Here is a 23,477-nt window from a genome sequence, read left to right as displayed (position 1 = left end):
TGTCAGCTTCTAGCCCCGCTGTCATAGGGCCAGCTTATCTCCTATACTAACCCGAATGAGTTCTATCACACAGGCTCAAATCTTTTCCCTAGCGCCCCTGGGGCAATGGACCGCGCAGGCCCTTGTCAAGATGGCTTAACCTCTAATAGGTGTTAGCTTCTATACAACGCTGGATAGCTGCTTCGTCGCCTCGGTAGATGTATTCACAGTTAGCGGCCTCAGCTGAGCTCAGGAACCAGGAATTAAGCAGGAACATGCCCACGGTAAGTGGCAGGCAAAGAGCACCCAGGGCGATACCGCCCCATGCAAACCCGGAGGTCTGGCCCGCTAACTGCGTCTGGGGTGAGCGGGATTTAGACCGCAGGGCCTGGATCCCCAGGACGATAGCGCCCACAGCCGGAATCAGGGCAGCAAGAGCCAGGATCCCGGCAAGGAAAACAACCAGATAGCTGGTAACGGCAGCAGAAAAAGACATCACCGCAAGGTAGTAGCCTTTGCCTCTCTTGTCCCGGACGAGAGCACCGTAGGGCTTGCGGAATTGGGGTGGTACCAAAAACTCTTGAGGTTCGCCGGGGGTCACAATATCGAAAGCGGGCACAAGCGGTACCTGTGGAGGAAGGTTCCCTACTGCTCCCGGCTGAGGGGGCAAGTTCGGTGCAGGGTTCTGAGTAGTCACAGCTTGCTTCTCGCTTTCGCGGGTTGGTTATACCGGCATACTTAGCTTATCAGCTCTGCAGTTTATGACAGCGGTCTTTTGTAGCGGCCAGCTAGGCTGAGACCCTGGCTATCAAGACAGTTTAGAAATGAAGGTAAAAATCTAGCACCGAGGCGCTAGCACAGGGCAGAAAAGCCCTCAAGCTAGGCAAATGCTTGTCAGCATAAAACCTAGCTCAAGGGCTTCAGCTGTACCCAAACTTTTTTGCTTGTAGTACAAATGGTGGAGATGCGGGGAATCGAACCCCGGTCCGATGTGGCGTCAACGGGTCTTCTCCGTGCGCAGTTTGTGAAATCGGTGTTTTCGGCTACCTTGCTTGCGCAAACACTTACAAGGCCTAACCTATTCGTATAAAAGTCCCGGCAACCCCTACGAAGAGAGTTACCAGCAGTGGCCTTTTAAACTGATGGTAGGGGCTGAGCTAAAGGCAGGCTCAGGCTACCAGACTGCATCGCTGGGTTAATTAGGCAGCGAGTGCGAAGTCAGTGCGCTTAGATTCTGCACTTATTTTTTTGCAGAGGGCGTTTACGAGATAACCCTGCATCCTCGGCACGCTTCATCCATCTCAACTCACATCGTCGAAACCGATCATCCCCATATTCTTTTATCAAAGAACCCTAAGTTTGATGTTCCCGCTCCTCGCTCGGGCCGCAACCCATACGAGCGATGACAGGCCACCAATCTCAGGGTCCTCATACTATCACTGGTATTACCTGGCTGTAAAGGTTCGATAGATGCTAGGAGTTCTGATATTCACCGCTAGAATAGTCGAATTCAAGACCCAGCTGTTCATTGAGGCATTGCTCTAGCTGGGTCTCATTATCTGTGTACTGCGAGCAATTCTCCATAGCTGGTCCGATGGCAGCGAACATCCACCCAAAAAGAATAAGCATGAGAATAGAGATGAGAAGACCTAGGGCTCCGGTAACAATACCGGTAATTGCAAACCCTTTTCCTCCACCCCCGGTCTTGGTTTTGACCAAGGCCACAATACCCAAGACAATAGCCACCAAAGCAAAAATGCCACCGATTACTGCCCACCCTGAGATAAAGCCTATGATACCCAGCACCATAGAGGCGATAGCTAGCCCTTTTGGCTTATTGGTCTCAGCAGCAGCGTACGTAGGATAGCCACCGGCAGGGTACTGTGAATAGCCATATCCCGGAGCAGAATAATTGGGCTGCTGCTGGTTGGCTGCCGAGGTATTACCGTACTGGGGCTGGGATGATCCGTAGCCGGTATCCCCCTGTGCATTGGCCTGAGCTTGGCCATAACTATCTGAGGAGGTTTGCCCCCCACTGGCTTGCTGACCATAGTCAGTTGCGGGCTGGCTGGTAGCTTGCTGATTGAGTTCAGCGTCAGCTCCGTTGGTGCCTTGGCTGTTGCCGTACTGGCCGTAGGGGTTGTAATTGTTGTTGTTTCCGGTTGTCATGGTGTTCTCTCCAATATGTTTTCTTTAGCCGAGGTTTTTATAGCGCATAGCCCGCTGGGCTTCCAGGTTATCCTGGCGTTCCTTGAGAGCCTGGCGCTTGTCGTAGTCTCGCTTACCGGTGGCTAGAGCTATTTCTACTTTAGCCCGCCCCTTGCTGAAATAGAGTTTGAGGGGTACCACGGTATAGCCGCTCTCGCGCAATTTTTGGGCAATCTTGTTAATCTCGCTGCGGTGAAGCAGGAGCTTGCGGCGGCGGCGGGCTGCGTGATTGGTCCAAGAGCCCCGCCCGTACTCGGCAATATGGATGCCTTCAAGCCACAGCTCATCACCGTACATCTGGCAAAAGCCGTCGGTGATTGATGCGCCGCCATCGCGTAGAGATTTGACCTCGGTGCCCATGAGCACCAGGCCGGCTTCCCAGGTTTCTAGAATGTTGTAGTTATGGCGGGCCCGGCGGTTGGAGGCAACGGTATGGTTATTGGGGTCTTCTTTGGTTACTTTTTTCTTTTTTGCCACGTCTTACTCTTCGTTCTTTCGTGTCTGTCGTTGCCCGGCGCGCCAGCGCACTCCGGCATCGATAAAACCGTCTAAGGCACCATCAAAAACAGCGCTGGGGTTGCCTTCTTCGTAGCTGGTGCGGAGGTCTTTGACCATCTGGTAGGGGTTGAGCACATAGGAGCGCATCTGGTCGCCCCAGCTTGCTTTCACATCCCCTGCCATTTCTTTTTTCTGGGCGTCTTCTTGCTCTTTGCGGAGCAGGAGCAAGCGGGACTGCAGCACCCGTAGAGCCGCGGCTCTGTTTTGGAGCTGTGATTTTTCATTCTGCATAGAGACCACGATTCCGGTGGGAATGTGTGTCAGGCGCACAGCCGAGTCTGTGGTGTTCACCGATTGGCCGCCTGGGCCCGATGACCGGAACACATCAACCTTGATTTCAGAGTCAGGGATGTCGATGTGGTCGGTCTGGGCAATCAGCGGGATAACCTCAACAGCGGCAAAGGAAGTCATACGCTTGCCCTGGCTATTAAAGGGCGAGATACGAACCAGTCGGTGGGTTCCTGCCTCAACCGATAGCCGCCCAAAAGCGTAGGGAGCTTTGACCTCAAAGGTCGCTGATTTCAGGCCGGCTTCTTCAGCGTAGGAGGTATCCATGATTGCTGTTTCAAAGCCGTTCTTCTCCGCCCAGCGCAGGTACATGCGCATGAGCATTTCAGCGAAGTCTGCGGCATCAACTCCGCCAGCTCCTGCGCGGATTGTAATAACGGCTTCGCGCTGGTCGTACTCCCCCGATAGCAGGGTGATAACTTCGAGCTCTTTGAGCTTCTTTTCAATGGCGCGCAGCTCTGTTTCGGCTTCGGCCAGGACTTCAGCGTCTTCTTCGTCTTGGCCTAGGCCGACCATGATTTCTAGGTCGTCAATGGCTTGTTTGAGGTTGATGAGTTTATCGAGTTCGGCCTGTTTGTGGGATAGGGCTGAGGTGATTTTTTGGGCGCTTTCTGGGTTGTCCCAGAGTTCGGGTGCGCCGGCGGCTTGGGAGAGTTCTGCGATGCTTGCACGCAAGTGCTCAACATCGCTGACCTCTTCGATGGAGGCGTATGTTGAGCGCAAGGTTTTGATCTGGGCAGAGAAGTCTAAAGTAGCCATGGCTATTAACAATATCGGAAACCCTGAACGGGTGCTTGGTTTGGGGCTAGTTTGTAGCAAAAGGCTAGCTTTCTCAGAATCTAAAACCTATCAGCTGCTACCTCTTATCAGCTACTCTGAACCTTCCGGCTCCTTTTCCATTGCCTTAACCAGTCTGGGTGTTCAACTAGGCTTTTGGTTCTTTGCCCTTGCTTTGGCTCAGTAGTACGAGGCTTATACCAAAAGTCACAACCCCAGCTGACTGTCATACCGCCCCCGAACTTGATCACTGTTCCTAGAATTTATCTGCTGTTAGGTAGGGTGAGCCAAAGCTTATTCAACGCCCATTTGAACTTGTGTTTTTGCCAGAAAATCTCCCAGATGCCGTTTATCTTTTCTGAACAGGGCCATAAAGAACAGCACCGCCGCCCCAATTATGCTGGCCTCCATGAGGATGATTGATAAAGCATCAAATTCTGAATATGTTCCGTGAATTATGCCCATATGGGCAACTTGCCAGGGTAGAAATTTCACGCTGTTCCTTATAAGACTGGCCTTGAATGATTTTTTACGGTAAACCAGCTTTAATCCGACTTTTCGCTTACCACAGCTGCCAGCTGAGGAATAGTCAAGGTAGGAAAAAATGAGGATCAGCGGGAGAACCGAGCTCAAAAAGGCGATGACTTGAGATGCAAGCTCTCCCCTACTGGGCAAGCCCCCAGACACCAGCAGGTAGCCTGTCATTGCCACAGCCAACAGTAAGGCTAGGTAAGTAACTATCAATAAATAGTCGAAAAATAGTTCCTTGAGCCTGAGCTTGTATGGGATTGGATTATTTTCCTTAACCATAATCTCTCTCTAAGACATGATATGAGAATGAATTTATCCTGCATATCTGCCGGCGGGGTCAGATGGTATTTATCTCCCGGTCTACTACTTATTGGTGCTTATTCATCAGGGTAGGTCAGACAGTCACACAGCCAAGTTGCTGGCTTAGGACTAGTGTGCCTTGTGAGCACCAGCGTACCAGAGGAGAGGGTCAAGAAAGAGCATAAGCCCGGTATACCTTGTGAGTAGTCCTCATAGATTATTGCCCTTGGGTAGCTCTTGCCCGCGCTTTACCAGTTACCGTTATATTCACTCCGTCGGGTACAACAATGGAGAGCAAGGGTGGGTGGGCACTTGCGGAGAGAACCACCACAGCTGTGTTGTTACCCGATACACCGGTACCGGGGCTCAGCGCCAGATTAGAAAAATCACCGGCCGCTCCGCTCTCGGTGAGGAAGGTCTGAGTAGTGCTGGTGACAGTAGCGCTGTTAAGGTGGATAAGCGCCTCGGATTCCGAGGCCGCAGAGATCCCTTCAACCCTCTGAGCCGCCGACGTTGCAGCCTGATCTGCCAAAGACTGAAGTCTATGCCGCTCCAAATAGACAGAACTTACCCCCACCACAGTCGAGGCCACCAGGAGCAGAACCAAGCATAAACCCACGATAAAGATGAGAACACTCCCCCGCTCAGATTCCGATTTGGTGCTTCTGACAAATGGAAAATACTGAGCTAGTGCCCTAGGCCCCTCTTCTAAGCCCCCGGTCTTACCTGAGCAGAAAGCTGCCCTGGTCAAGACTTTGACAGTGCGCAGAGCGATCATGAGTAGTTTCCTCCCCAGCTAATGGCCCGAGAGGTCATATTAGCCATAGTCGGTGCCCCTGCCCAAGGAATCAAGGGCAGGTCAACTTGAACCGTAACATCAACCGTGACTCGTTCGCCCTGCGCACAGGTGTTTTCGCAGCCCAGCCTAGTAGTGATGTGGTTACCGTCCAGCCCAAAGTCACTTGCTGCCATGACGGCAACTGAGCTAGCGGTGCCCTGACTTCTTTGGTCAGGAGGCAGTTGCTGAATGACCTGAAGTGCTTGGGCGCTGGCATTAGAGGCCGCAAAAGCTGCTGACTGCATGGCAAAAACGGACAGTAGAAAATACACGGTAGGAACCATGAGCAGGGCACCGAGCATGATGAACTCGATCAGTGCATTGCCGGCTTCATGGGAGCGCTCAGTTCCAGAAGCACAGCAGCCCTCTCTTAGCAGGCCTAACCTTTGCTCCACACGGCGCCTACATTCAGTCACCTTGAAGAACAGCATGTCCGGTCACCTCCCATGTCCCGCCCAAACCGAAAGGTCCAATCACAGGAATTGGCGCAGCAACTCTGATTTCTACAGCCTCTGCCCCCTGCCACTGGGTCACAGAGCTAGTCACGCTTGTGGAATAGCTCTCCGGTAAAACGCTATAGAGAAGCTCGCGAGTTCTTTCTTCACCATCACCTGGGGTGCGGTCTAGCATGGCACCATACCGTGCGCCCTGAGAGGCGGCGTCCTGCACCACGTTTTTGGTAAACATTGCAAAAGCTATTTGCAGAACACCCAAAAAGAGCATGAGCACCATAGCTGAAACCATCACGAATTCAGCAGGGGCGTTCCCTCTTTCCTTCTCTCGAGCTAGTGATGGCATGGTAGGCGCGGCCTTAGCGATTCATCATGGCCATAGCATTATTAAACATGCTGATCAAGGCATCCTGAGCGACGACCAGGATAGCTGCAACTAAAATTGCGGTCATCATGGTAACCATGACCCAGCCCGGAACGTCGCCGCGTTCAGTGTCATCCTTGGTGTCAAGGGGCGCAAATACTGCAAGCAGAGCCTTGATGTAGGTGTCGGTGAGTAGCTTCTTCATAGTGTTTCTCCTCTATGGGTCTGCCCTAATAGGCAACTGGTGGATAAGGTCTAAAAATTAAGGTTCAGGAGTGATATCCCCGGGAACATGGCAAAGAGTACAGTGAGGGGGAGGATAAGGAAAACAACTGGGGCCATCATGCCGATTTCTTTTTTCCCAGCTGTCTCCATGAGCTCCCGCTTGGCATTATCGCGGACATCTTGAGCCTGGGCTCTCAGCACATCGGCAAGCGGCGTGCCTCTCTCGATAGCGACAACCAACCCATCTACAAAACGGGCAAGAGCGGCTACTGAGGTTCTTTGAGAAAAGTTTTGTAGTGCAGAGACTAGAGGCTCCCCCGTACGAGTCATGGCAAGAATCTCTTTAAACTCCTGGGCAAGTTCTCCGTTGGAACTCCTCACCACTCTTTCAAGTGATCCTAGTGCTGATTCACCGGCAGTAACGGAGAGGGCCATAAGTTCAGCAAGTGCTGGGAATTCGGCCAGCATCGCTTTTTCCCTTTTCTTAATTTGCTGACTTAGCCAGTAGTCCCGGCCAAGATAGCCACTCATTCCTGCCAAAGCAATAAGAATAAGACCGGGGATAAGTCCGATTTTCCCCTGTGCTGCCCCCAAGGCCACAAGACATGTGCCCATCATGAGAGCAGAAAGGCACCAAAGTACCTGCTGAACCCGGTATTCAGCGATAGTAAGGCCATCCCCGAGCTGATCTATTCGCTTTTCAAGACCGGCCAGGTCAAAGCTTGAGCTGCCGACAGCTTTATAGGCTTTCTCAACCCAAGGCCCCAGCAAGCTCATGCTTGCACCGTACAGCCCCTCAGGTAATGTCGCATAGGGTTCAGAGCCCCGGTTATTGCGTAGCTCGGCAGCCCGAAGTTGTGGCGCAATACGATCAGAAAAATCTTCAGTTCGGTGCCTAGTAACGCTTGAATACACAAGCCACATTCCGGTAGCGAGCAGCATAGCTAGAAGCAGTGCGGAGTTCATAGTAGAACCCTCTTTTCTTCAGGCAGAGCGCCAATCCTCATCATCAAGCGATAGGCAATAACTGTCAGAGCCAGGCCCCCACCCAGCACCGCAAAACCGGCAAAGCTGTTATAGATACGGATAGTGCTGGGCTGGGTTGCCATCAGACAAAGAATCACCCACGGAGCAACACAGGCTAGACGCGCCGCATTGATTGTCCACGATTGCCTAGCTTCAAGCTCAGAACGCGTCCTACTATTCTCACGTAAGAAGCTAGATAAAGTTCCAAGCAATCTACCCAGGTCGGTACCGCCCACCTCACGCGTTACTTTGAGTGCCTCGATAATATTGTCAGCTGTTGGGTCACTCAGCCGGTCTTTCAAACGGTTGAGAGCTGGCAGGAATTCACCACTTGCACGATAGTCAGAGGCAAAAGAAGCAAATGCTGGACGCAAAGGTTCTGGGCCTCGATACTGAAGCTGCATAAGGGCATCTGGTAGTGACATACCGGCGCGAATAGCGGACCGGAGATGATCCACAGCGTCGGGCCAGAGATCACGGAGCTGGGCCTGGCGCTTATTTGCCCGGTGCTTGACCATCATGCGAGGTGCAAAAAATCCCATAAGCCCTGCCAAGAGAGACAAGGGAATCAGTGAGGTGAGCGCAAAGATAAGAACAAGACCTAGAAATCCTGAACAGGTGGAGAGCGAGTAGAACATGCTCACCGTTACCTTTTCAAGATCAGCCTGCCGTAGGAGCTGCACGAGAGCTGGGATTGGACGAGGCTTTTTAGCTTTGGGCGGCAGGTCCCAAAACGACATATAGGTTAGCAAGCCGCCAAACCCAAGGCAGATACCGAGAAGAACACCCATCAGTCTGCCTCCTCAAAGTTAAGAAGCTGGTCAGGCACAAAACCCGCATAGTGGAACTTCTCGGGTGAAGGAACCTCAGAGGCCACGCATATCAGTCTGTCACCATCACGTTTGAACAGAGTAGTTGTTTCGATAACCCCGTTCTCAACACGGTTACCAATTGCGATAATTTCCCGGACCTGCCTTTTACCATGCAGGTCTCGGGTACAGTGAACAACGAGGTCAAAGCAGGATGCAACGGTCGGAACGACAAAGGAACTTGAGATGTTCTCCCCCGCAAGAAGAGGTAACGTACACATCTTGGTAATTGCATCGCGTGCTGAATTTGCGTGAATCGTGCACAGGCCCGGTAGACCTGAGTTCAATGCTATGAGCATATCGAGTGATTCGGCTTCACGGACTTCACCAATAATCAGCCGGTCAGGTCGCATACGCAGTGCTTCCTTAACCAAACGTCTGAGCGGAATCTCCCCTTGGCCTTCGAGGTTTGGCTGGCGGCATTGCATATTCACAACATCGCGTAACGGAATCTTTAGCTCAAAGATTTCCTCACAAGTAATAACGCGCTCGCGCATACCAATCGAAGCAGCCAGGCAGTTCAGCATGGTCGTTTTCCCAGACTGGGTAGCACCAGAGACCAGGACATTAAGGCCGCTAGCAACTGCCGCATCAAGAAACTTAGCAGCGTCAGGGCTCAAAGACCCCAGCTTAACCAGGTCAGTCAATCTAGTCGCCCGGGCAATAAATTTCCGGATGTTGATAGACCAGTGTTTTCTGGTGACATCAGGAATAGCAACATGCAAACGGGAGCCATCTGGTAAAGAGCTATCAACAAACGGAGTACTAAGGTCTAGGCGGCGACCAGAAGTTTTAAGCATCCGCTCAACCAAAGCCCTAATCTGTTCTTCGCTGAGGATCAACCCGGTGAGCTCCGATTCGCCGGCACGGGCTACAAAGACCTCAGTTGGTGAGTTAATCCAAATCTCCTCAATGGACGGATCATCAAGATACTGCTGAATTTCACCAAAACCGCAGACACGGTCAAACAGGGTATTAACAAGCTGGTCAGTTCCTTCAATCCGGGGAACCAGCCCACGCACCATCTGTTGCTCATAAGACCGCAGCGCCTTGTAGATAAGCTCTTTCGCTTCATTCTGCTGGGCTAGCGGGTCGATACTGCTCTTGCGGATTAGCTCACGCACATCAGACTCAATCAGACGCTCGGCTTCTGTGAGACCCATGAGCCATCACCTGCGCTTCCTTGCAACTCGCTGCTACATTCATCAACAAGATACAGTTGATCAGTGTAAACAACCAAAGCATTTTTCAGCTCACCTGTGGATAACCCGCATCAGGCACACTCCTAGGAAAGCAATTAAAATTTGTAAGACGTAGCTGACTAGGTGATACTCACGGCTTAGCTAGTCAAGCACCTCTTTCACGCCCTCCCTTGTGTGTGACGTAACATTTTGGCACACAATATATTACTCACTAGTAACAACACAGAAAGGTGCCCGCAGGACATAGATCCTGCGGGCACCTTTACCAGGGCAATCGAGCTACTGGTTCTTGGCTCTCATGAACTCAATAGCCTGATCAATCGGGCCGTCAAACTCCTTAGTACCGTGATCCAGCACGACACCGCGCTCACAAATCTTAGCCACCAAATCAAGGTCATGGCTGACAACCACCAGGGTCTTACCCTCGGCACTGAGCTCCTTAATCTTGGCAATACACTTCTTCTGGAAAGGCTCATCACCCACCGCAAGAATCTCATCAACCAAGAAAATCTCAGGGTCCGTATGCACAGCCACAGCAAAAGCTAGGCGCAGATACATACCCGAAGAATAGAACTTCACCTCGGTATCAATAAAGTCACCAATCTCTGAGAAAGCAACAATCTGATCGAATTTCTCTTCAATCTCTTGCTTACTCATGCCCAGGATAGCTGCGTTCAGGTAGACGTTATCTCGCCCGGTCAGATCCGGGTGGAAACCAGCACCTACCTCAATCAGGCCAGCAATACGTCCCCCAGCCAAGATGCTACCCTCATCGGGGTGCATCACCCCAGAGATCAGCTTGAGCAGAGTAGACTTACCCGAACCGTTATAGCCCAGCAAAGCTATGCGCTCACCCTCACGGACCTCCAGCGAAACCCCGTTGAGAGCATTAAACTTCTCGTTGAGGTCCCCTTTGCGCCCCTTAATCAGCCAAATAAAGGCCTCCTTCATGGAGCGGGTATGCCTTAAGACAAAGCGCTTAACCAGCGAATCAACTCTAATGACAACGGGTGCGTCCGGAGCGACCGGTGGCAAATCAAATTTCCTTATATCCACATGAATCAGAGCTCCTGGGCAAAATTACCCTCGAGCTTACGGAAAAGCGTATCGCCAATCCACAGGGTAACCAGTGATATAAGAAGTGCTATAGGAACCCAGAAAGTCAGCAGGTGCGGGGGAATCTGGGAAGTTGGCAGTAGCGCGGCATCAGCCGATAAGGTGGGAATCCAGAAGGCGTAGTGGAACAACTCAACCGCGACGGTAAGTGGGTTCATCATATACACATTGATAACCCAAGGATAGAGAGTATCGCGGACCATCGTCCAGGAGTAAAGCACCGGTGAGAACCAGGTCGCCACCATCAGGAGCATATCCACAATATTCTCTGAGTCGCGGAAGAACACATTAGCAACACCAAAGATAAGACCCAGGCCAGCCGAGAACAGCATGATGATAGCGATTCCCACCAAGGCGGCACCAATCTGCTTAAGGTCAGGGCTCCAACCGGCAGACAAACAGGCAACAAGAAGTACCACAATTTGGGGTACGAAATGAATTAGCGCGACCCAAACCGTTGAAACTGAGAAGAGTTCACGCGGAAGGTAAATCTTCTTGATCAGCGCCCCGTTAACCACCATTGCTTTTGCCCCGTTACTAAACCCCTCCGAAAAGAAGTTGATGATAACCATACCGGAGAAGAGGTAAATGGCGTAGTGCTGCATACCGCGCTCAAGGCCCAGGAAAAGGCCCATGGCGACATAGAAAACACCGAACTGTACACCGGGTTTGATATATGACCACAGGATACCGAGAACGGAGCCACGGTAACGAACCTGAATCTCCTTATCAACCAGGAGTTTGAGCAGATAACGGTTGTGGAAAACATCTCGTAGTCCTCTACCGCGCCCTGGGGGCAGTAGGGAAGTAGTCTTTACTGCGTTCATCGGGTCAGCTCAGACTCCGTATGCTTCTCAAAGGTCTTAGCCCAAGCTTCGTAAGAGGAAATATCTTTAGCCTTAGCACGATATATTTTGCTGAGCTCGTCCCAATTAGCATAAAGGGCGGCATGCAATTTAGTTGCCTCCAGCATTTTTTGTCGGAGCATCTCCGGGTCCCTCTTGTACCATGAAACTGCTGACCCATCCGCATTCGATACAATCGCGGAGTCATACTGCGATGTTCTCCACCAACGATTATCCTGATGCGCAATATGAACCTGAGGGCGCTCCCTCAGTTCAGCGTTTACAGGCACTACTGTCTGTCTAATTACCGTCTTAAGGGTCCAAGGCAACAAAGACCTGTAGCTAGGTGGGGCAAAGCCTCGACCCTTACGAGGTGGCCTGGTTTCCTGAGGCCGCGGTAAATCATCAATTTCTTTAACAAATTGTGTCTCGGAATATTTAGAAAGCATCTCCCTAATTTCCTTGATTCTTACATCAAGAATATCGTGAAGTTGTTCAGGACCTGCTAAGACATCCTGAAATGCCTTAATCCGCCCTTCCTGGGTCGAGTACTGCATAGATACAAGATGCCTAAAATCGGCAAAGACAGACTCTTTCAGAAGGCGCCCCCCCTTACGGTAGGGAGAATGCAACAGGGCAGCAATCAGTCTGTTACGCTCATGGAAATATGCTTGCCAACCGACTAGGTCGTCTTTATCAACCCATGAAACATGCCAAACTGCGGCACCTGGTAAAGAAACGGTGTTATAGCCAGCTTTCTTCGCACGGTAACCGTACTCTGCATCATCCCATTTAATAAATACAGGGAGCGAAAGGCCTATTTCCTTAATTACCTTCGTGGGTATTAAGCACATCCACCATGCATTGTAGTCAACATCAATACGGCGGTGGAGCCAGGGGGAATTTTTAAGGTTCTTATATGAAAAATTGAAACCAGGAACTAGCGAGTCGTGAGCAGGCTCCCAGAAAAAACGATAAGGATTAATCTTCTCACCATAAGTATGCAAAACAGTCCGGTTGTTAAGGTCAAACATATGACCTCCGACTAGAGTCGGATTCTTACAATAATCTCCAAATTTAATAGATCGGAGGATTGATTCCGGCTCGATTTTGACATCATCATCTAATAGCAGAACATAGTCGGATTCATTTTTAACCGCTTCGAACATCCCACGCGCGAATCCCCCTGAACCACCCAAGTTAGCCTGGTTGATGATTCGCAATTTACCTTGAAGTTTCGATGCTATTGATTCAAAGTCGGGGTGATCCTGAACTTTATCTGAGCCCTGATCTACTACCAGAACTTCCTTCAATACTTCCAAAACCTCAGGACTTTCGCCCAAAGATTTCAGATTTGATAGACAGTAACTGACTTTATTCATCGTTGTTATCTGAAGCGTAACTGTGCCAGCCTTTACCCGTTCGGTATCAGTAGTCCAACGAGCATAATTTAGCTGAACAGGAGTAGAAGAAGCAACGATCTCGAACCAGTACCACCCACCATCGCCAAAGGCATCTAAGGGTAGTTGTACAGACATAGTTGTCGCATCATGCAAGGGAAGCGACTTTACAGTTTGAACGTTTCCCCATGCATTAGATTTGTAGATAAACAGTACGCCATCGCCATCTGTAGAAAAATCTAAACATACATTTTTAATCTTTGTCCAGCGCTTCCAATAAGATGCTGGGAAAGCATTAAAATATGTAGCAAACGAGGTACGAGTATTTGGATTAATTTTAATCGAGTAGCGACTTGTCGGGTTACCTACTTCGCCGCTTTTGAAATCAATAGAAATATTTTCATGTGGAGATTTATTTTTCAGCTCTTGTTTAAAATCTGTTTCGCGCTGATAAAGAAAACTTGTATCAGCATCCGACTGAGCACCACCATAGTCTACATATAATGGTATTGTATCATTATTTTCGATTGTGGGGAAAACAACATTTAGCAAAGTTTCTTTAGTCATCATTACTCCTTAAGCCTCAATACCGCCGGAAACCATTTTTTCGCCCTTTTCAAAGTGAGGGCGTAGCTTATTATCAAACATCGAGAGAGCTGCGCCGATTGCCATGTGCATATCGAGGTACTTGTAGGTACCTAGGCGTCCGCCAAAGAGGACGTTCTGCTCGCCGCCAGCTAGTTCACGGTAACGCAGAAGCATATCACGGTCAGCGCTGGTATTAATCGGGTAGTAGGGTTCGTCGCCCTTTTCAGCGAAACGTGAGTATTCACGGTGGATGACGGTAGCTTCCTTGGTGTAATCACGCTCGGGGTGGAAGTGGCGGAATTCGTGGATACGGGTGTAGGGATAGGTTGCATCGGGGTAGTTCATCACAGAACAGCCCTGGAAGTCCTCAATATCGAGCACTTCTTCTTCGAGGTCAATAGTGCGCCAGGAGAGGTTGCCCTCTGCATAGTCAAAATAGCGGTCGACCGGGCCGGTATAGATAACGGGTACTTGGCCGAGTACCTTAGAACGTGAGTATTCGTGGCCTTCTTCAAAGAAGTCAGTATTGAGGTGAACCTCAATATTGGGGTGAGCTGCCATGCGCTCGAGCCAGGCGGTATAGCCGTCTACGGGCAGGCCCTCATACTTATCGTTGAAGTAACGGTTGTCGTAGTTATACCGCACCGGTAGACGGGAGATGATTGAGGCAGGAAGGTCAGCTGGGTCAGTCTGCCACTGTTTTGCAGTGTAGTGCTTGATGAATGCCTCGTAGAGGGGGCGACCAATCAGGGAGATGCCCTTATCGTTGAGGTTCTTGGGGTCAGTACCTGCTAGTTCGCCTGCCTGCTCCTGAATGAGGGCCTTAGCTTCTGCCGGCGAGTACGCTGCATTGAAGAACTGGTTGATAGTACCCAGGTTGATGGGCATGGGGTAGACGATACCCTTGTGGTTAGTGTAGACACGATGGGTGTAGTTAGTGAATCCAGTAAATCGGTTGACGTATTCCCATACGCGCTCGTTGGAGGTATGGAAAAGGTGGGCACCGTAGCGGTGAACCTCGATACCGGTACGTTCTTCGTTCTCGCTATAGGCGTTACCACCGATGTGGTGGCGCCGGTCTAGCAGGGCTACTTTAAGACCGAGTTCGGTTGCAGCTTGCTCTGCGATGGTCAGGCCGAAGAGACCCGAGCCTACGACTACAAGATCAGCGTTCACTTACATACTCCTTGTTAGGGGCTGCACCGTCTGGTGACGGTGGAACCGTGCTCTGCTACTACAGCGTAGAAGCTACTGGTCGTACCAACCCGATTATTGGGTAAATACAGTCACCTATAAAATTACCGGATAGCGGTCTGTCTCGCTCACAAACAGGCTGGGAAGTCTGTGTGATTATTCCCCATTCTCACCACATGTGCTGTGAGACTGTGATGGCTGGCTCCAAAAAAAATTTTTTATGCCACGGGGAGTCACAACAATTGATGCGGGTTGTTTCTCTGTTTTCTTTCCTTGTCATGCCACATAATCTGGTGTTTGATACGGAGCCATGGAGCTTTTATTACATGTTCAGCAACCTCAGGGAAACAGATACAGAGTTATCCGTTTGCACTGCGAGGGGAAGGTGACTGGCGAAGATTGCCGCAGAGGCCTTGCCTCCCTTTGGGGGAGCTCTCAACAAGCCACCTGGTTCATTGCGGGTAAAGATATACGTGATCTGGTCCCTGGCCAGCCGCCCTTGATCAACCGAGCTATACTGACAACAGCACCCCATGCAAATTTGAGCGAAGTTACCCCAGATGCTGAAGCTCCTCTATTTGAGCTTAGGGTTCTGCACGGCCCAGATTCACAAACAGCTTTCCCTCTCACACGCGGGAAGTGGCCAGTAGGTCGCCAGGCTCCGCTCCTGAGAATCCAAGATCCTGCGCTCTCCCCTATCGAGGGATATTTTTTGGTTCAAAGTACCGGTATCGTCTACCGAGCCGATCACCTTGAACAGAAAATAAACCCCGGAGAAGTGTTTCAGCTGGGCTCCAGCATCTGTTCGATAGACCCCTGGGATAAGCAACCCCTGTTATTCCGGGACCCGGAGGCAGTCGAGTTAGATGTTCCTGCCCCCCGTTCCAAACTAGCCTTGGTCCTCATGGCTGTTCTGCCCATCGGAATAGGTTGCCTCATTGCTTGGTTCACAAAACTCTGGTTTATTCTACTGATGGCCTGCGGCTCTTCGCTCCTTATGGGGATTCATGCCTTGTCACAGGGGAAAGAGAGCGGCAAGTTTCGCCGGCTAGTTGCCGAAGCGGTCACCAATGAGCAGGCAGCTATCCAAAAGTTTCGTGGCGTCAGGTACCTAGCCCAAGGCTCAGGTATCGCCCTGGGCAGAGGAACCAGGAAAGCACGTATTCAAGGAAAACACCGGGATATAGCTGCTGTTCCCCTCCTGTCGAGCACCCCCTGGCTATGTTCTGCACAAGAGCTCAGTGATGTAGCGGGGTCGCTACCTACCGCAACCCAACGCTTGGCTCTATGTCAGCTGATCAAGACAGGCCTACCGATCTATGTTCTGATAAGAGGACAAGAAAACTCTGAATATCTCCGCTTGGTTGAGCCCTTAGTTACCTTTGAACACGTCCAGCTCATCGATTCGGATCAGCTGCCGGGTCTACAGAATGGTTTGCTTATCTGTTCGACTCCTGTTCCTGATACGTCTGACGGTCTTATGCAATTTGTTCTAACGCCCCAAGCTAGCACCCGAATCCTACAAGTGCCCGGCTGGGACAAGCTATTTTTGGACGGGATTTCTACTGAAACCTATACCTCACTTCTCTCCCAATCCACTGGTAGAACTACTGCCTCACGGGCCGCTCAGACAGCTGACTCCGCAACCTCAGAGATACCATTTTTTGCGCCCCCTGCCTGTCAAAGAAATCTGCCTGAGAGCTTTCCGACTCATGACCAAGATTTATCCATGTATGTTGGTCAAGACCTCGATACTCACCAAGATATTGCGCTAGGCCTTACAAGACATGGGCCTCATTTTCTCTGCGCTGGAACGACGGGATCGGGTAAGTCTCAGTTACTCCGTACTATGCTCTGGTCCTTAGCCCTTCGCAATAGCCCACGACGGTTGTCTTTAGCCTTGATAGATTTTAAAGGCGGTGCCGGTCTTGGGCCCCTCGCATATCTGCCCCACACCAGCCTTTTTATCTCAGATCTAGAAACAGCGGCTCTCCAGCGGTCCCTCAAATACCTGAAAGCTGACCTCACAAAACGTGAGAAGCTTTTTCGTTCTCTTGGCGTGAGCTCATACGAGGACTACCAATCTTTACGGTTTGGGCAAAAGCAGTACCCAGAATTCCCGGAGGTCATGCTATGTATTGATGAATTTCGAATGTTAGTGGACAGTTTCCCCGACATTATGAATGAAATAATGCGCATAGCCACCATCGGACGTTCCCTGGGTTATCACCTCATCTTGGCAACACAACGCCCTCAAGGCGCTATCTCACAGGACATCCGGACTAATATCTCAACGGTTCTTTGTCTCCGGGTGAATTCCAGTCAAGATTCTTACAACATTCTTGAGTCTGATGATGCTGCTACTTTGCCAGCCAGTAAGCCTGGCAGGGGCTTCATAAAAGATTCGGAAAATAGGCTCATCGCCTTCCAAGCACCGTTGCTGACCGGATTTTACAGCCCTGACAGTAGAGCGCACTGCTCAGCAAGTTTTGTGCTGGAAGAAAATAAGGGGGCATACACAGGAGCCTGTCCCATATCAGACCAAAACATGAGTCAGTTCAATGCACAACTAGAGCAGGTCTATGGCTCTTCTGCCTATACACCGGTGCTTCCCAAACTTACCCCGACCACACCACCAGAAACCGATCACCAAAACCTTTTTGGTGTTGACCTGGGAACTTTCGAGATACCAGAGAGCAGTTACCAAGGCCGGTTCTGGTGGTCCTCAGAAGACGGCCCTCTCCTGATGGTGGGCAACCCCATTGATCGGGCTGAACACCTGAAAAGCACCTTGATCCAGGCGGCGGATAGAGGATACGCCATAGTCTGTTGCACTGCTTCTGAGCAAGGTGCGCAGGAGCTGCGTACAGCCCTTGGCTCATCTGAGGCAATCAGTATCTATTCGCTTCAAGATTTAGAGTTTATTCGGTTCATCTTGGCCGATATGGCCCAAAATTTCCCGCACAGAACCCTGCTCGTTATTGACGGGTTGGATAGCTTTCTTGAGAGTCTTATTCGTTACCCGCTCTCTGAATCTCATCTCCTTGAGATTCTGCAGCAGGCAGCACATCACCAGATTTTGACCTTGTGCACTTCTCTTGCTGTTCCTCGAGGAAAATGGCAAGCCCTCTTCCCCTACCTCGCTTTTACTCAATCTGCGGTAAAAAATGACCCTACCCGTTCCACCAGTAAAACATACAGCCTTCCAACCGCAGGGCAGTTTGCTCTTGAAGGGCCTCTTATTGAACAACACGGTGGTCCGAAGGTGGAAGCGGGGACGCTGTGCTGGTCACTGGCACCAAGTGGAAAGGAGAGGTTGGCTACTGTCGCTTTATCAACCGGGCTTTCCTCCCGCTGGAAACAGCTCCCAACTCTTTGCACTGTCGCGGATGTAAGTCTCAAAACCGATAAGCCCAGAAAGAGGCTTGCGATAGGTCTGGATCGTTGGGGAAAAGTCGCCACTCTACCAGAGACGCGAGGAGGTTTCATGACTATTAGCGGTCCTCGGGGATCAGGGAAGACAACCTGCCTCAAGGCCCTCGCTACGCTCAACCGTAGCTACCCCATGGTGTATATCCCCGCTGGACCAAGCATCAAGGTCGACATTCTTAGGGAGACCATCGATAGATTCGAGGACTCCAAGAGACGCCCAGTACTGCTCATTGATGACATCGACAAGCTTAGCCACGATGTCCAGCATCTCGTACTCTCACGAAAGGAAGATTTTGAGCTGGTACTCGTGGCCTACACACCCTGGCCCCGATGGAGTAGTTCGCCCATCCTATCTGCCCTTAATGGCACTGCCACAGGCATCGTTTTACAACCCGAAATCGCTACAGACCTTAGCTTCTACCCTGGACATGACCTGCCTCTTGACCTCAAAACGATGGGAAAGGTGCCACCGGGTAGAGCCGTTATTATTGAGTACTCAGACTGCTACCCAGTCCAAGTTGCGTTTACCGAGGGGTAACAGTCACATAATCAACGGTGGATTTTGCGCATACCGCAAGAATAACCACACCGCTCAAGATAGCCGCCCCAGCCCCGATGAGTAGCTGACCGCCCAGAGCGGTTTGTATTCCGATGATAAAGGCAAACAGTTGCCAGACCAGGACGAGAGGTTGCCCGAATCTACGCCCCTGTAGGAGAGCATATGCCCCTACTGCCAGCGCTAAGGTAACCATTAGGTAGAAAGCGGCGATAACTAGCGTGGTTCCCCTATCTGCTGAATCCATAATTCCTAGCCCAGTCCTAGCAAGAAAATAGATCACCTGTCCCAACGATATTGCAAGGGTAATTTTCACGCTCAAAGGTGCACCGTGAAGAAGCTGTTTCATGCTGTGAGACTTTCATGGCTGATCTGGTAAGTACTATTTCTATCTAGGATAGGCGGGCAGGAGTGTTTACCCTCACGCCGCAACACCAGTTCAGAGCTCTCTGTGAGATTTACCTCAGCTCATCACTGTTATTTTCGCCAACAACCTCTTGTCTGACGGTCTATATCGTGGGAAAGTTATTGAGGTTCACGTTTGGCTCCTTAACCTAAGGAGCCAAATTTATTGTTTAGTAGCTGGTGGTTCAACCAGCATATTCCGGTACACCCTGTAGGAGAGCATGCTAATGGATTGGCGAAGCCGTGCTGCTTGTCTCGAGAAAGATCCCGAACTCTTTTTCCCAGTAGGAAATACCGGGCCCGCTCTACTTCAGATTGAAGAAGCCAAGAACGTCTGTCGCAGCTGCACTGTCATGGATACATGCTTGCAGTGGGCTATCGAGACTGGCCAGGATTCTGGTGTCTGGGGCGGTATGAGTGAAGACGAACGACGTGCCATGAAACGTCGTGCCGCCCGGGCCCGCAGGGCATCTTAGCGGTTCTGGCACTCAAGAAAACCTATCAGGGGAAGCCTTTGACGGCTTCCCCTGAATTTTTTGGCCCGCTAGGAGATGAGAGCGGTGATAGTCACCTGTGTCCCTCCCTCAGGTAGGCATGACCAGTGAATCGAACCGTTTAACTCACTAGATACCAGAGTCTTCACAATCTGTGTTCCCAGCCCCGTTGTGCTGGCCCCTTCTTCAAGTTCCCTAATCTTTGCGCCGCTGATACCTGCACCCGTATCTGCGACAGTTACAGTTAGCCGGTGCTCCTGGTTATCGCTGTAGTGATGCTGGCAGCGCAAAGTAACCGTTCCAGTTTCTCCAGCCAGCCCATGCTCGACGGCATTTGCTACTACTTCGTTGATAACCAAGGCAAGCGGAGTTGCAATCTGGCTCGGTAACCGCCCAAAGGGCCCTTTGACAAGTGTTTCTACCTGTTGTCCGGGGGATGCCAGCTCAGCGGCCAGCCGGAATTGACGACCAATGAGATCATCGAAGTCAACGTCTTGCGTAAGCCCCTGAGAGAGGGCTTCGTGTACGAGGGCAATAGTTGCCACGCGACGCATAGCCTGCTCCAGCCCCTCTTTGGCTTCTTGGCTGGTCATTCTACGAGCTTGGAGACGAAGCAATGCAGAGACGGTTTGGAGGTTATTTTTTACCCGATGATGTATCTCTCGAATAGTTGCGTCCTTTGACATCATCTCTAGCTCACGGCTTCTTAGCTCGGTGACGTCTCGGCAGAGCAGAACCGCCCCATAACGTTCCTCTCCCAGCCGTGAAAAGCGCCGAAGGGGTATCGCCCTGAAACTGACATTTTTTCTGTGCGCTTTAATTTCAGCCCGCCAGGGCATTCGGCCGGTAAGAACCAGAGGCAAGGTTTCGTCTGCTTTTTCTCCTGCTGGTAAGAGCGAACGAGTAACCTCTAGAAGGCTTTTACCAATCATGTCGCCCGAGAATTGGAGTCTTTTGTATATCGAGAGGGCGTTAGGTGATGCGTAGCTTACCCTCCCGTCGGTATCAAGCATCATGAGCCCATCGCTGACTCGAGGGTTACCGTGTGCAGTACCGACCGGGGCTGAGAACTCCGGCCAGGCACCTCGCGACACCATCTGGAGTATATGGTGCGATACGTCACGATAGGCCCGCTCAGCTTTTTGGCGTTTGCGGGTACCCAGGCTTTCCCTGTGGACAGAGAGCAAAGCCACCGGGCGGTTATTTCTAATCAGTGGGATGAACTCAGTCTCAAGAACAATATCGGTCAGGTTGTTTTCATCGTTTAGCGTTTTGGGGGTCTGGCTATTCCAGCTCGCTATTGCCCGTTCACAAAGTGACTTGTGGAGGGATCTGCCTACCAGATCTGAATGAAAGACGGTATGCGTGGTGGATGGTCTGATTTGAGCGAGGCTAACAAAGCTTGCTTCAGATGGTAAAGACTGTGAGAGCGCAAAGAATCCTTCAATACTCTCGGGATCGGGGACCCACAGCATGAGGTCGCAGTAACCGGTATCAGCGATGATTTGCCACTCGTTTGTGAGCAAATGAAGCCACTCGATATCACCTGGCCCATAGGCACCACTCCGTTCAAGGGTTTCTGTCAATGACATGCTGTGTGGCCTCCTGGCTTGGGTCAAAGCCTACGAGCTGGAGCGCGAACGGCTTGGGAACCTAAAAGATAATCTCTTCTTTTCTACCACGTTCTGTGAGGAACCCACATTTTCGTCAGGGTTAGACCCTGGTTTAAGCCCCAGGCGTGCCCGTGTAATTGCTTGCAGGTTATGGAGCTCCTTGGCGAGCTGAGAAGTCGGGGCCACCTCAAGAATCGTTTTGCCGGAAAGACGGGCCTTATCGGCTGTGCCAGCATCCTCAGAAATCACAAGGTCGATAGGGTGTGCTGGCCCAAATCGCTGCCATGAATGGTCTAACGCTAGGCGCGCAGAAGGTCCTATGGCTTCTGAGCGAACACGGTTGAAGACGATAGAAATATCCTGAGGATTTTCTGGTTGAACAGTTTGGATGAGCTGGTCATAGGCCTTAATCAGTCGGGGTACACCCACAACATCTGCTAAGCCAACCAACACAATTCCGTCAGAGTCTTGAAGGCTTACTAGGCTTGCTTCGTTGCGTTGCGGAGCGATGGAATCGAATGAAAGCGCTTCGTCTTCTTCCAGGCAAAAGGCTGTATCGGCGATGACCAAGTCATACTTCTGCAAGAGGGTTTCGTAGACCTTAGCAAGGCTGGTTCTTCTAATTTCAGCCCACCGGTCTGCCCTGTTGATGCCGGTAACAATGTCGAAGTATGAATCTTTGTGGCGGACCGTTTGGACCAGTTCCTTGAGATGCCTTTCTTTAACGGGCCCTCTCTCTGCCTGGTGGCAAAGCTGAGCGAGACTGGAGTAGTCATCGGTGAGCCCTAATACTGTACCGGCTGAGGCACCGTAGGTATCGGCGTCCACAAGACAGGTCTTATAGCCAGCTTCTGCGTAGGCTGCTGCCAGGTTTGTGGCAAGCATTGTTGTCCCTGGGGCACCGAGCGGGCCCCAAACGGTGAGAAGCTTCCCTGGCAGGCTCTCGCTACCCGCCTCTTCCCTTATCTGAGCCTGTGCCCCTGGTGCCTGGGTCAAGTCTCTGACTTGTTCAGGGGGGCAGTCAGCTTGTGGGGTTTCGGTTTCTTCCAGCAGGATTTTGACAGAACACTCAATTGCTTCAACTATTTCTTGTGTATCTGCCAGAGAGTCAACGATAGTTACATTATCTAGGGAGGGCGGCGCATGAGTATCTGCAACAATGCACACTGATAGTTCCATCTGATGCAATGAGCTGATCAGGGACTGGGTCATCTCATGAGCCTGGGTAACGACTAAGACAGCGCGAGCTATTCCACTTTGTGCAATGCCCAGCATCTCGCCCATATCATGAACGTGTCGCACTACACTGACGTGGCCTCGCTGGGATTCGATGGCTGAGATGAACCTGCCGCCCTCATCCGCTACGACGATAATCGGAATCTGCATCATTGGCGACCGCTTTCATAGGCCGAAGGAACCAGGTTAATGACAGAACCATCGTTTGAGGCTCCCAGCACCTGCGAGAGATATTCGTTATTGACCCATACTTCGACGGCAGAGCGACCGGTGCCTCCGATAATTGATTCTTGGGCTGTGACAGAATGAATCTCAGCCCCCTCGACAATAGGTTCCGGATCACCAAAAGAGTTTGAGCCTTCTTCTTTGCGGGATACCCAGATATCAACTCTGTTGCCTGCAGAAAAGCCAGATACAGCGTACTGATCGAGCAAAAGGGTCACGAGTCGCCGCCCCTCACTGACTTCAGAGGAGACGGCATTGGGCGAAAGGATTTCACCGGCTTTCAGAGGGCGTGTGGCGACAAGCCCCTCAGCCAAATCTTGCTCAGCTGAAATATATTGAGGTGCGGCATCGCCCAACCGAACTTGAACGACTTGCACGTTCTCCCTACTAATCCGGTCACCTATGCCCAAGTCTTTACTCACGGCATAGTAAGGTTCAGTCTGGTTGGTAGCACGGATAAGGCCTACTGTAGCTAGAATTGAAAGCACTATGATGAGCACACCAACAAGTAGCCGTGGATCTCTCAAGCCAGGTTTCTTAAAACGCGGAGCGGTCTGTTCATGAGCCATCTGGCCACCTCCGTCAGCTAGGTACGAAATCTATTGATGACAGTAGTTTTACTAATCAGAGGTATAAAACAAAGTTCAGAAGGGTTTTTACCTCAAAGTTACGCAGAAAATAAGATGTTTTCCACAGCCTTTGCTTTTCACCCCTAGATACCCCAAAATGCACTAAAATTTATCAAAGACATCATTC

At 51.0% G+C, this 23,477-nt stretch carries 22 protein-coding genes and 1 other RNA gene; 2 read left to right on the top strand and 21 right to left on the bottom strand.

Annotation, left to right across the window (positions count from 1 at the left end):
* Positions 1-142: 142 nt before the first annotated feature.
* From ACN08V_RS01660 to glf, 17 genes are all read right to left on the bottom strand, one after another.
* Positions 143-676, bottom strand: coding sequence for a hypothetical protein (locus tag ACN08V_RS01660; RefSeq protein ID WP_419104293.1), 534 nt, complete (start codon positions 674-676; stop codon positions 143-145).
* A 259-nt stretch (positions 677-935) separates the two neighbouring features.
* Positions 936-1,311, bottom strand: a transfer-messenger RNA (tmRNA) gene (gene ssrA, locus ACN08V_RS01655).
* 141 nt (positions 1,312-1,452) lie between these two features.
* Positions 1,453-2,148, bottom strand: a complete 696-nt coding sequence (locus ACN08V_RS01650; RefSeq protein WP_419104292.1) for a DUF4190 domain-containing protein — start codon at positions 2,146-2,148, stop codon at positions 1,453-1,455.
* Positions 2,149-2,172: 24 nt separating this feature from the next.
* A complete protein-coding gene (smpB, locus tag ACN08V_RS01645; RefSeq protein WP_419104291.1) occupies positions 2,173-2,664 on the bottom strand; it encodes an SsrA-binding protein SmpB in 492 nt (163 codons plus the stop codon).
* A gap of 3 nt (positions 2,665-2,667) precedes the next feature.
* Positions 2,668-3,792, bottom strand: a complete 1,125-nt coding sequence (gene prfB, locus ACN08V_RS01640; protein ID WP_419104290.1) for a peptide chain release factor 2 — start codon at positions 3,790-3,792, stop codon at positions 2,668-2,670.
* A 312-nt stretch (positions 3,793-4,104) separates the two neighbouring features.
* On the bottom strand, positions 4,105-4,620 hold the full coding sequence (locus tag ACN08V_RS01635) for an RDD family protein (protein WP_419104289.1): 516 nt from the start codon (positions 4,618-4,620) through the stop codon (positions 4,105-4,107).
* 238 nt (positions 4,621-4,858) lie between these two features.
* Positions 4,859-5,419, bottom strand: coding sequence for a pilus assembly protein TadG-related protein (locus ACN08V_RS01630; protein ID WP_419100520.1), 561 nt, complete (start codon positions 5,417-5,419; stop codon positions 4,859-4,861).
* Positions 5,416-5,910: a hypothetical protein gene (locus ACN08V_RS01625; RefSeq protein ID WP_419100521.1), complete on the bottom strand. Its 495-nt coding sequence runs from the start codon at positions 5,908-5,910 to the stop codon at positions 5,416-5,418. The genes ACN08V_RS01630 and ACN08V_RS01625 overlap by 4 nt, the downstream gene beginning before the upstream one ends.
* Positions 5,888-6,277: a TadE/TadG family type IV pilus assembly protein gene (locus ACN08V_RS01620; protein ID WP_419100522.1), complete on the bottom strand. Its 390-nt coding sequence runs from the start codon at positions 6,275-6,277 to the stop codon at positions 5,888-5,890. The genes ACN08V_RS01625 and ACN08V_RS01620 overlap by 23 nt, the downstream gene beginning before the upstream one ends.
* 13 nt (positions 6,278-6,290) lie before the next feature.
* The gene (locus tag ACN08V_RS01615) at positions 6,291-6,500 is read right to left on the bottom strand and encodes a hypothetical protein (RefSeq protein WP_419104288.1); all 210 of its coding nucleotides are present in this window, start codon (positions 6,498-6,500) and stop codon (positions 6,291-6,293) included.
* A gap of 50 nt (positions 6,501-6,550) precedes the next feature.
* Complete coding sequence (locus ACN08V_RS01610) at positions 6,551-7,486, bottom strand: type II secretion system F family protein (protein ID WP_419104287.1); 936 nt, start codon at positions 7,484-7,486, stop codon at positions 6,551-6,553.
* The gene (locus ACN08V_RS01605; RefSeq protein ID WP_419104286.1) at positions 7,483-8,337 is read right to left on the bottom strand and encodes a type II secretion system F family protein; all 855 of its coding nucleotides are present in this window, start codon (positions 8,335-8,337) and stop codon (positions 7,483-7,485) included. Before ACN08V_RS01605 ends, ACN08V_RS01610 begins: the two co-directional genes overlap by 4 nt.
* On the bottom strand, positions 8,337-9,578 hold the full coding sequence (locus tag ACN08V_RS01600; protein ID WP_419104285.1) for a CpaF family protein: 1,242 nt from the start codon (positions 9,576-9,578) through the stop codon (positions 8,337-8,339). The genes ACN08V_RS01605 and ACN08V_RS01600 overlap by 1 nt, the downstream gene beginning before the upstream one ends.
* Before the next feature lie 318 nt (positions 9,579-9,896).
* Positions 9,897-10,652, bottom strand: a complete 756-nt coding sequence (locus ACN08V_RS01595) for an ABC transporter ATP-binding protein (protein ID WP_419104284.1) — start codon at positions 10,650-10,652, stop codon at positions 9,897-9,899.
* Positions 10,653-10,678: 26 nt separating this feature from the next.
* Positions 10,679-11,560, bottom strand: a complete 882-nt coding sequence (locus ACN08V_RS01590) for an ABC transporter permease (RefSeq protein ID WP_419104283.1) — start codon at positions 11,558-11,560, stop codon at positions 10,679-10,681.
* Positions 11,557-13,548, bottom strand: coding sequence for a glycosyltransferase (locus tag ACN08V_RS01585; protein ID WP_419104282.1), 1,992 nt, complete (start codon positions 13,546-13,548; stop codon positions 11,557-11,559). The genes ACN08V_RS01590 and ACN08V_RS01585 overlap by 4 nt, the downstream gene beginning before the upstream one ends.
* A 6-nt stretch (positions 13,549-13,554) precedes the next feature.
* Positions 13,555-14,742 (bottom strand): UDP-galactopyranose mutase, encoded by a 1,188-nt coding sequence (gene glf, locus ACN08V_RS01580; protein ID WP_419104281.1) that lies wholly within the window; start codon positions 14,740-14,742, stop codon positions 13,555-13,557.
* 730 nt (positions 14,743-15,472) lie between these two features.
* Here glf and ACN08V_RS01575 point away from each other — a divergent pair.
* Positions 15,473-18,730, top strand: coding sequence for an FtsK/SpoIIIE domain-containing protein (locus ACN08V_RS01575; RefSeq protein WP_419104280.1), 3,258 nt, complete (start codon positions 15,473-15,475; stop codon positions 18,728-18,730).
* Here ACN08V_RS01575 and ACN08V_RS01570 read toward each other — a convergent pair.
* Positions 18,717-18,995, bottom strand: a complete 279-nt coding sequence (locus ACN08V_RS01570; RefSeq protein ID WP_419104279.1) for a hypothetical protein — start codon at positions 18,993-18,995, stop codon at positions 18,717-18,719. The two genes, ACN08V_RS01575 and ACN08V_RS01570, sit on opposite strands and share 14 nt — an antisense overlap.
* Before the next feature lie 385 nt (positions 18,996-19,380).
* Between ACN08V_RS01570 and ACN08V_RS01565 the strand changes: the two genes are divergently transcribed.
* Positions 19,381-19,629 carry a WhiB family transcriptional regulator gene (locus tag ACN08V_RS01565; protein ID WP_135013289.1) on the top strand — a complete coding sequence of 83 codons (249 nt, stop codon included), beginning with the start codon at positions 19,381-19,383 and terminating at the stop codon, positions 19,627-19,629.
* A 68-nt stretch (positions 19,630-19,697) separates the two neighbouring features.
* Here ACN08V_RS01565 and ACN08V_RS01560 read toward each other — a convergent pair whose 3' ends face one another.
* From ACN08V_RS01560 to ACN08V_RS01550, 3 genes are read right to left on the bottom strand one after another with little or no spacing between them, the layout of a single operon-like run.
* Positions 19,698-21,239 carry a sensor histidine kinase gene (locus ACN08V_RS01560; protein ID WP_419104278.1) on the bottom strand — a complete coding sequence of 514 codons (1,542 nt, stop codon included), beginning with the start codon at positions 21,237-21,239 and terminating at the stop codon, positions 19,698-19,700.
* 30 nt (positions 21,240-21,269) lie between these two features.
* Entirely contained in the window at positions 21,270-22,649 is a 1,380-nt protein-coding gene (locus tag ACN08V_RS01555; RefSeq protein ID WP_419104277.1) for an AAA family ATPase, read from the bottom strand.
* Positions 22,646-23,290, bottom strand: a complete 645-nt coding sequence (locus ACN08V_RS01550; RefSeq protein WP_419104276.1) for an SAF domain-containing protein — start codon at positions 23,288-23,290, stop codon at positions 22,646-22,648. Before ACN08V_RS01550 ends, ACN08V_RS01555 begins: the two co-directional genes overlap by 4 nt.
* Positions 23,291-23,477: the final 187 nt, after the last annotated feature.

Origin of the sequence: Rothia sp. P5766 (assembly GCF_048513555.1) — a bacterium.
Lineage (GTDB): Bacteria > Actinomycetota > Actinomycetes > Actinomycetales > Micrococcaceae > Rothia.
Note: the sequence above shows the minus strand (reverse complement) of the source record. Positions and strands in the feature narration are given on the sequence as shown.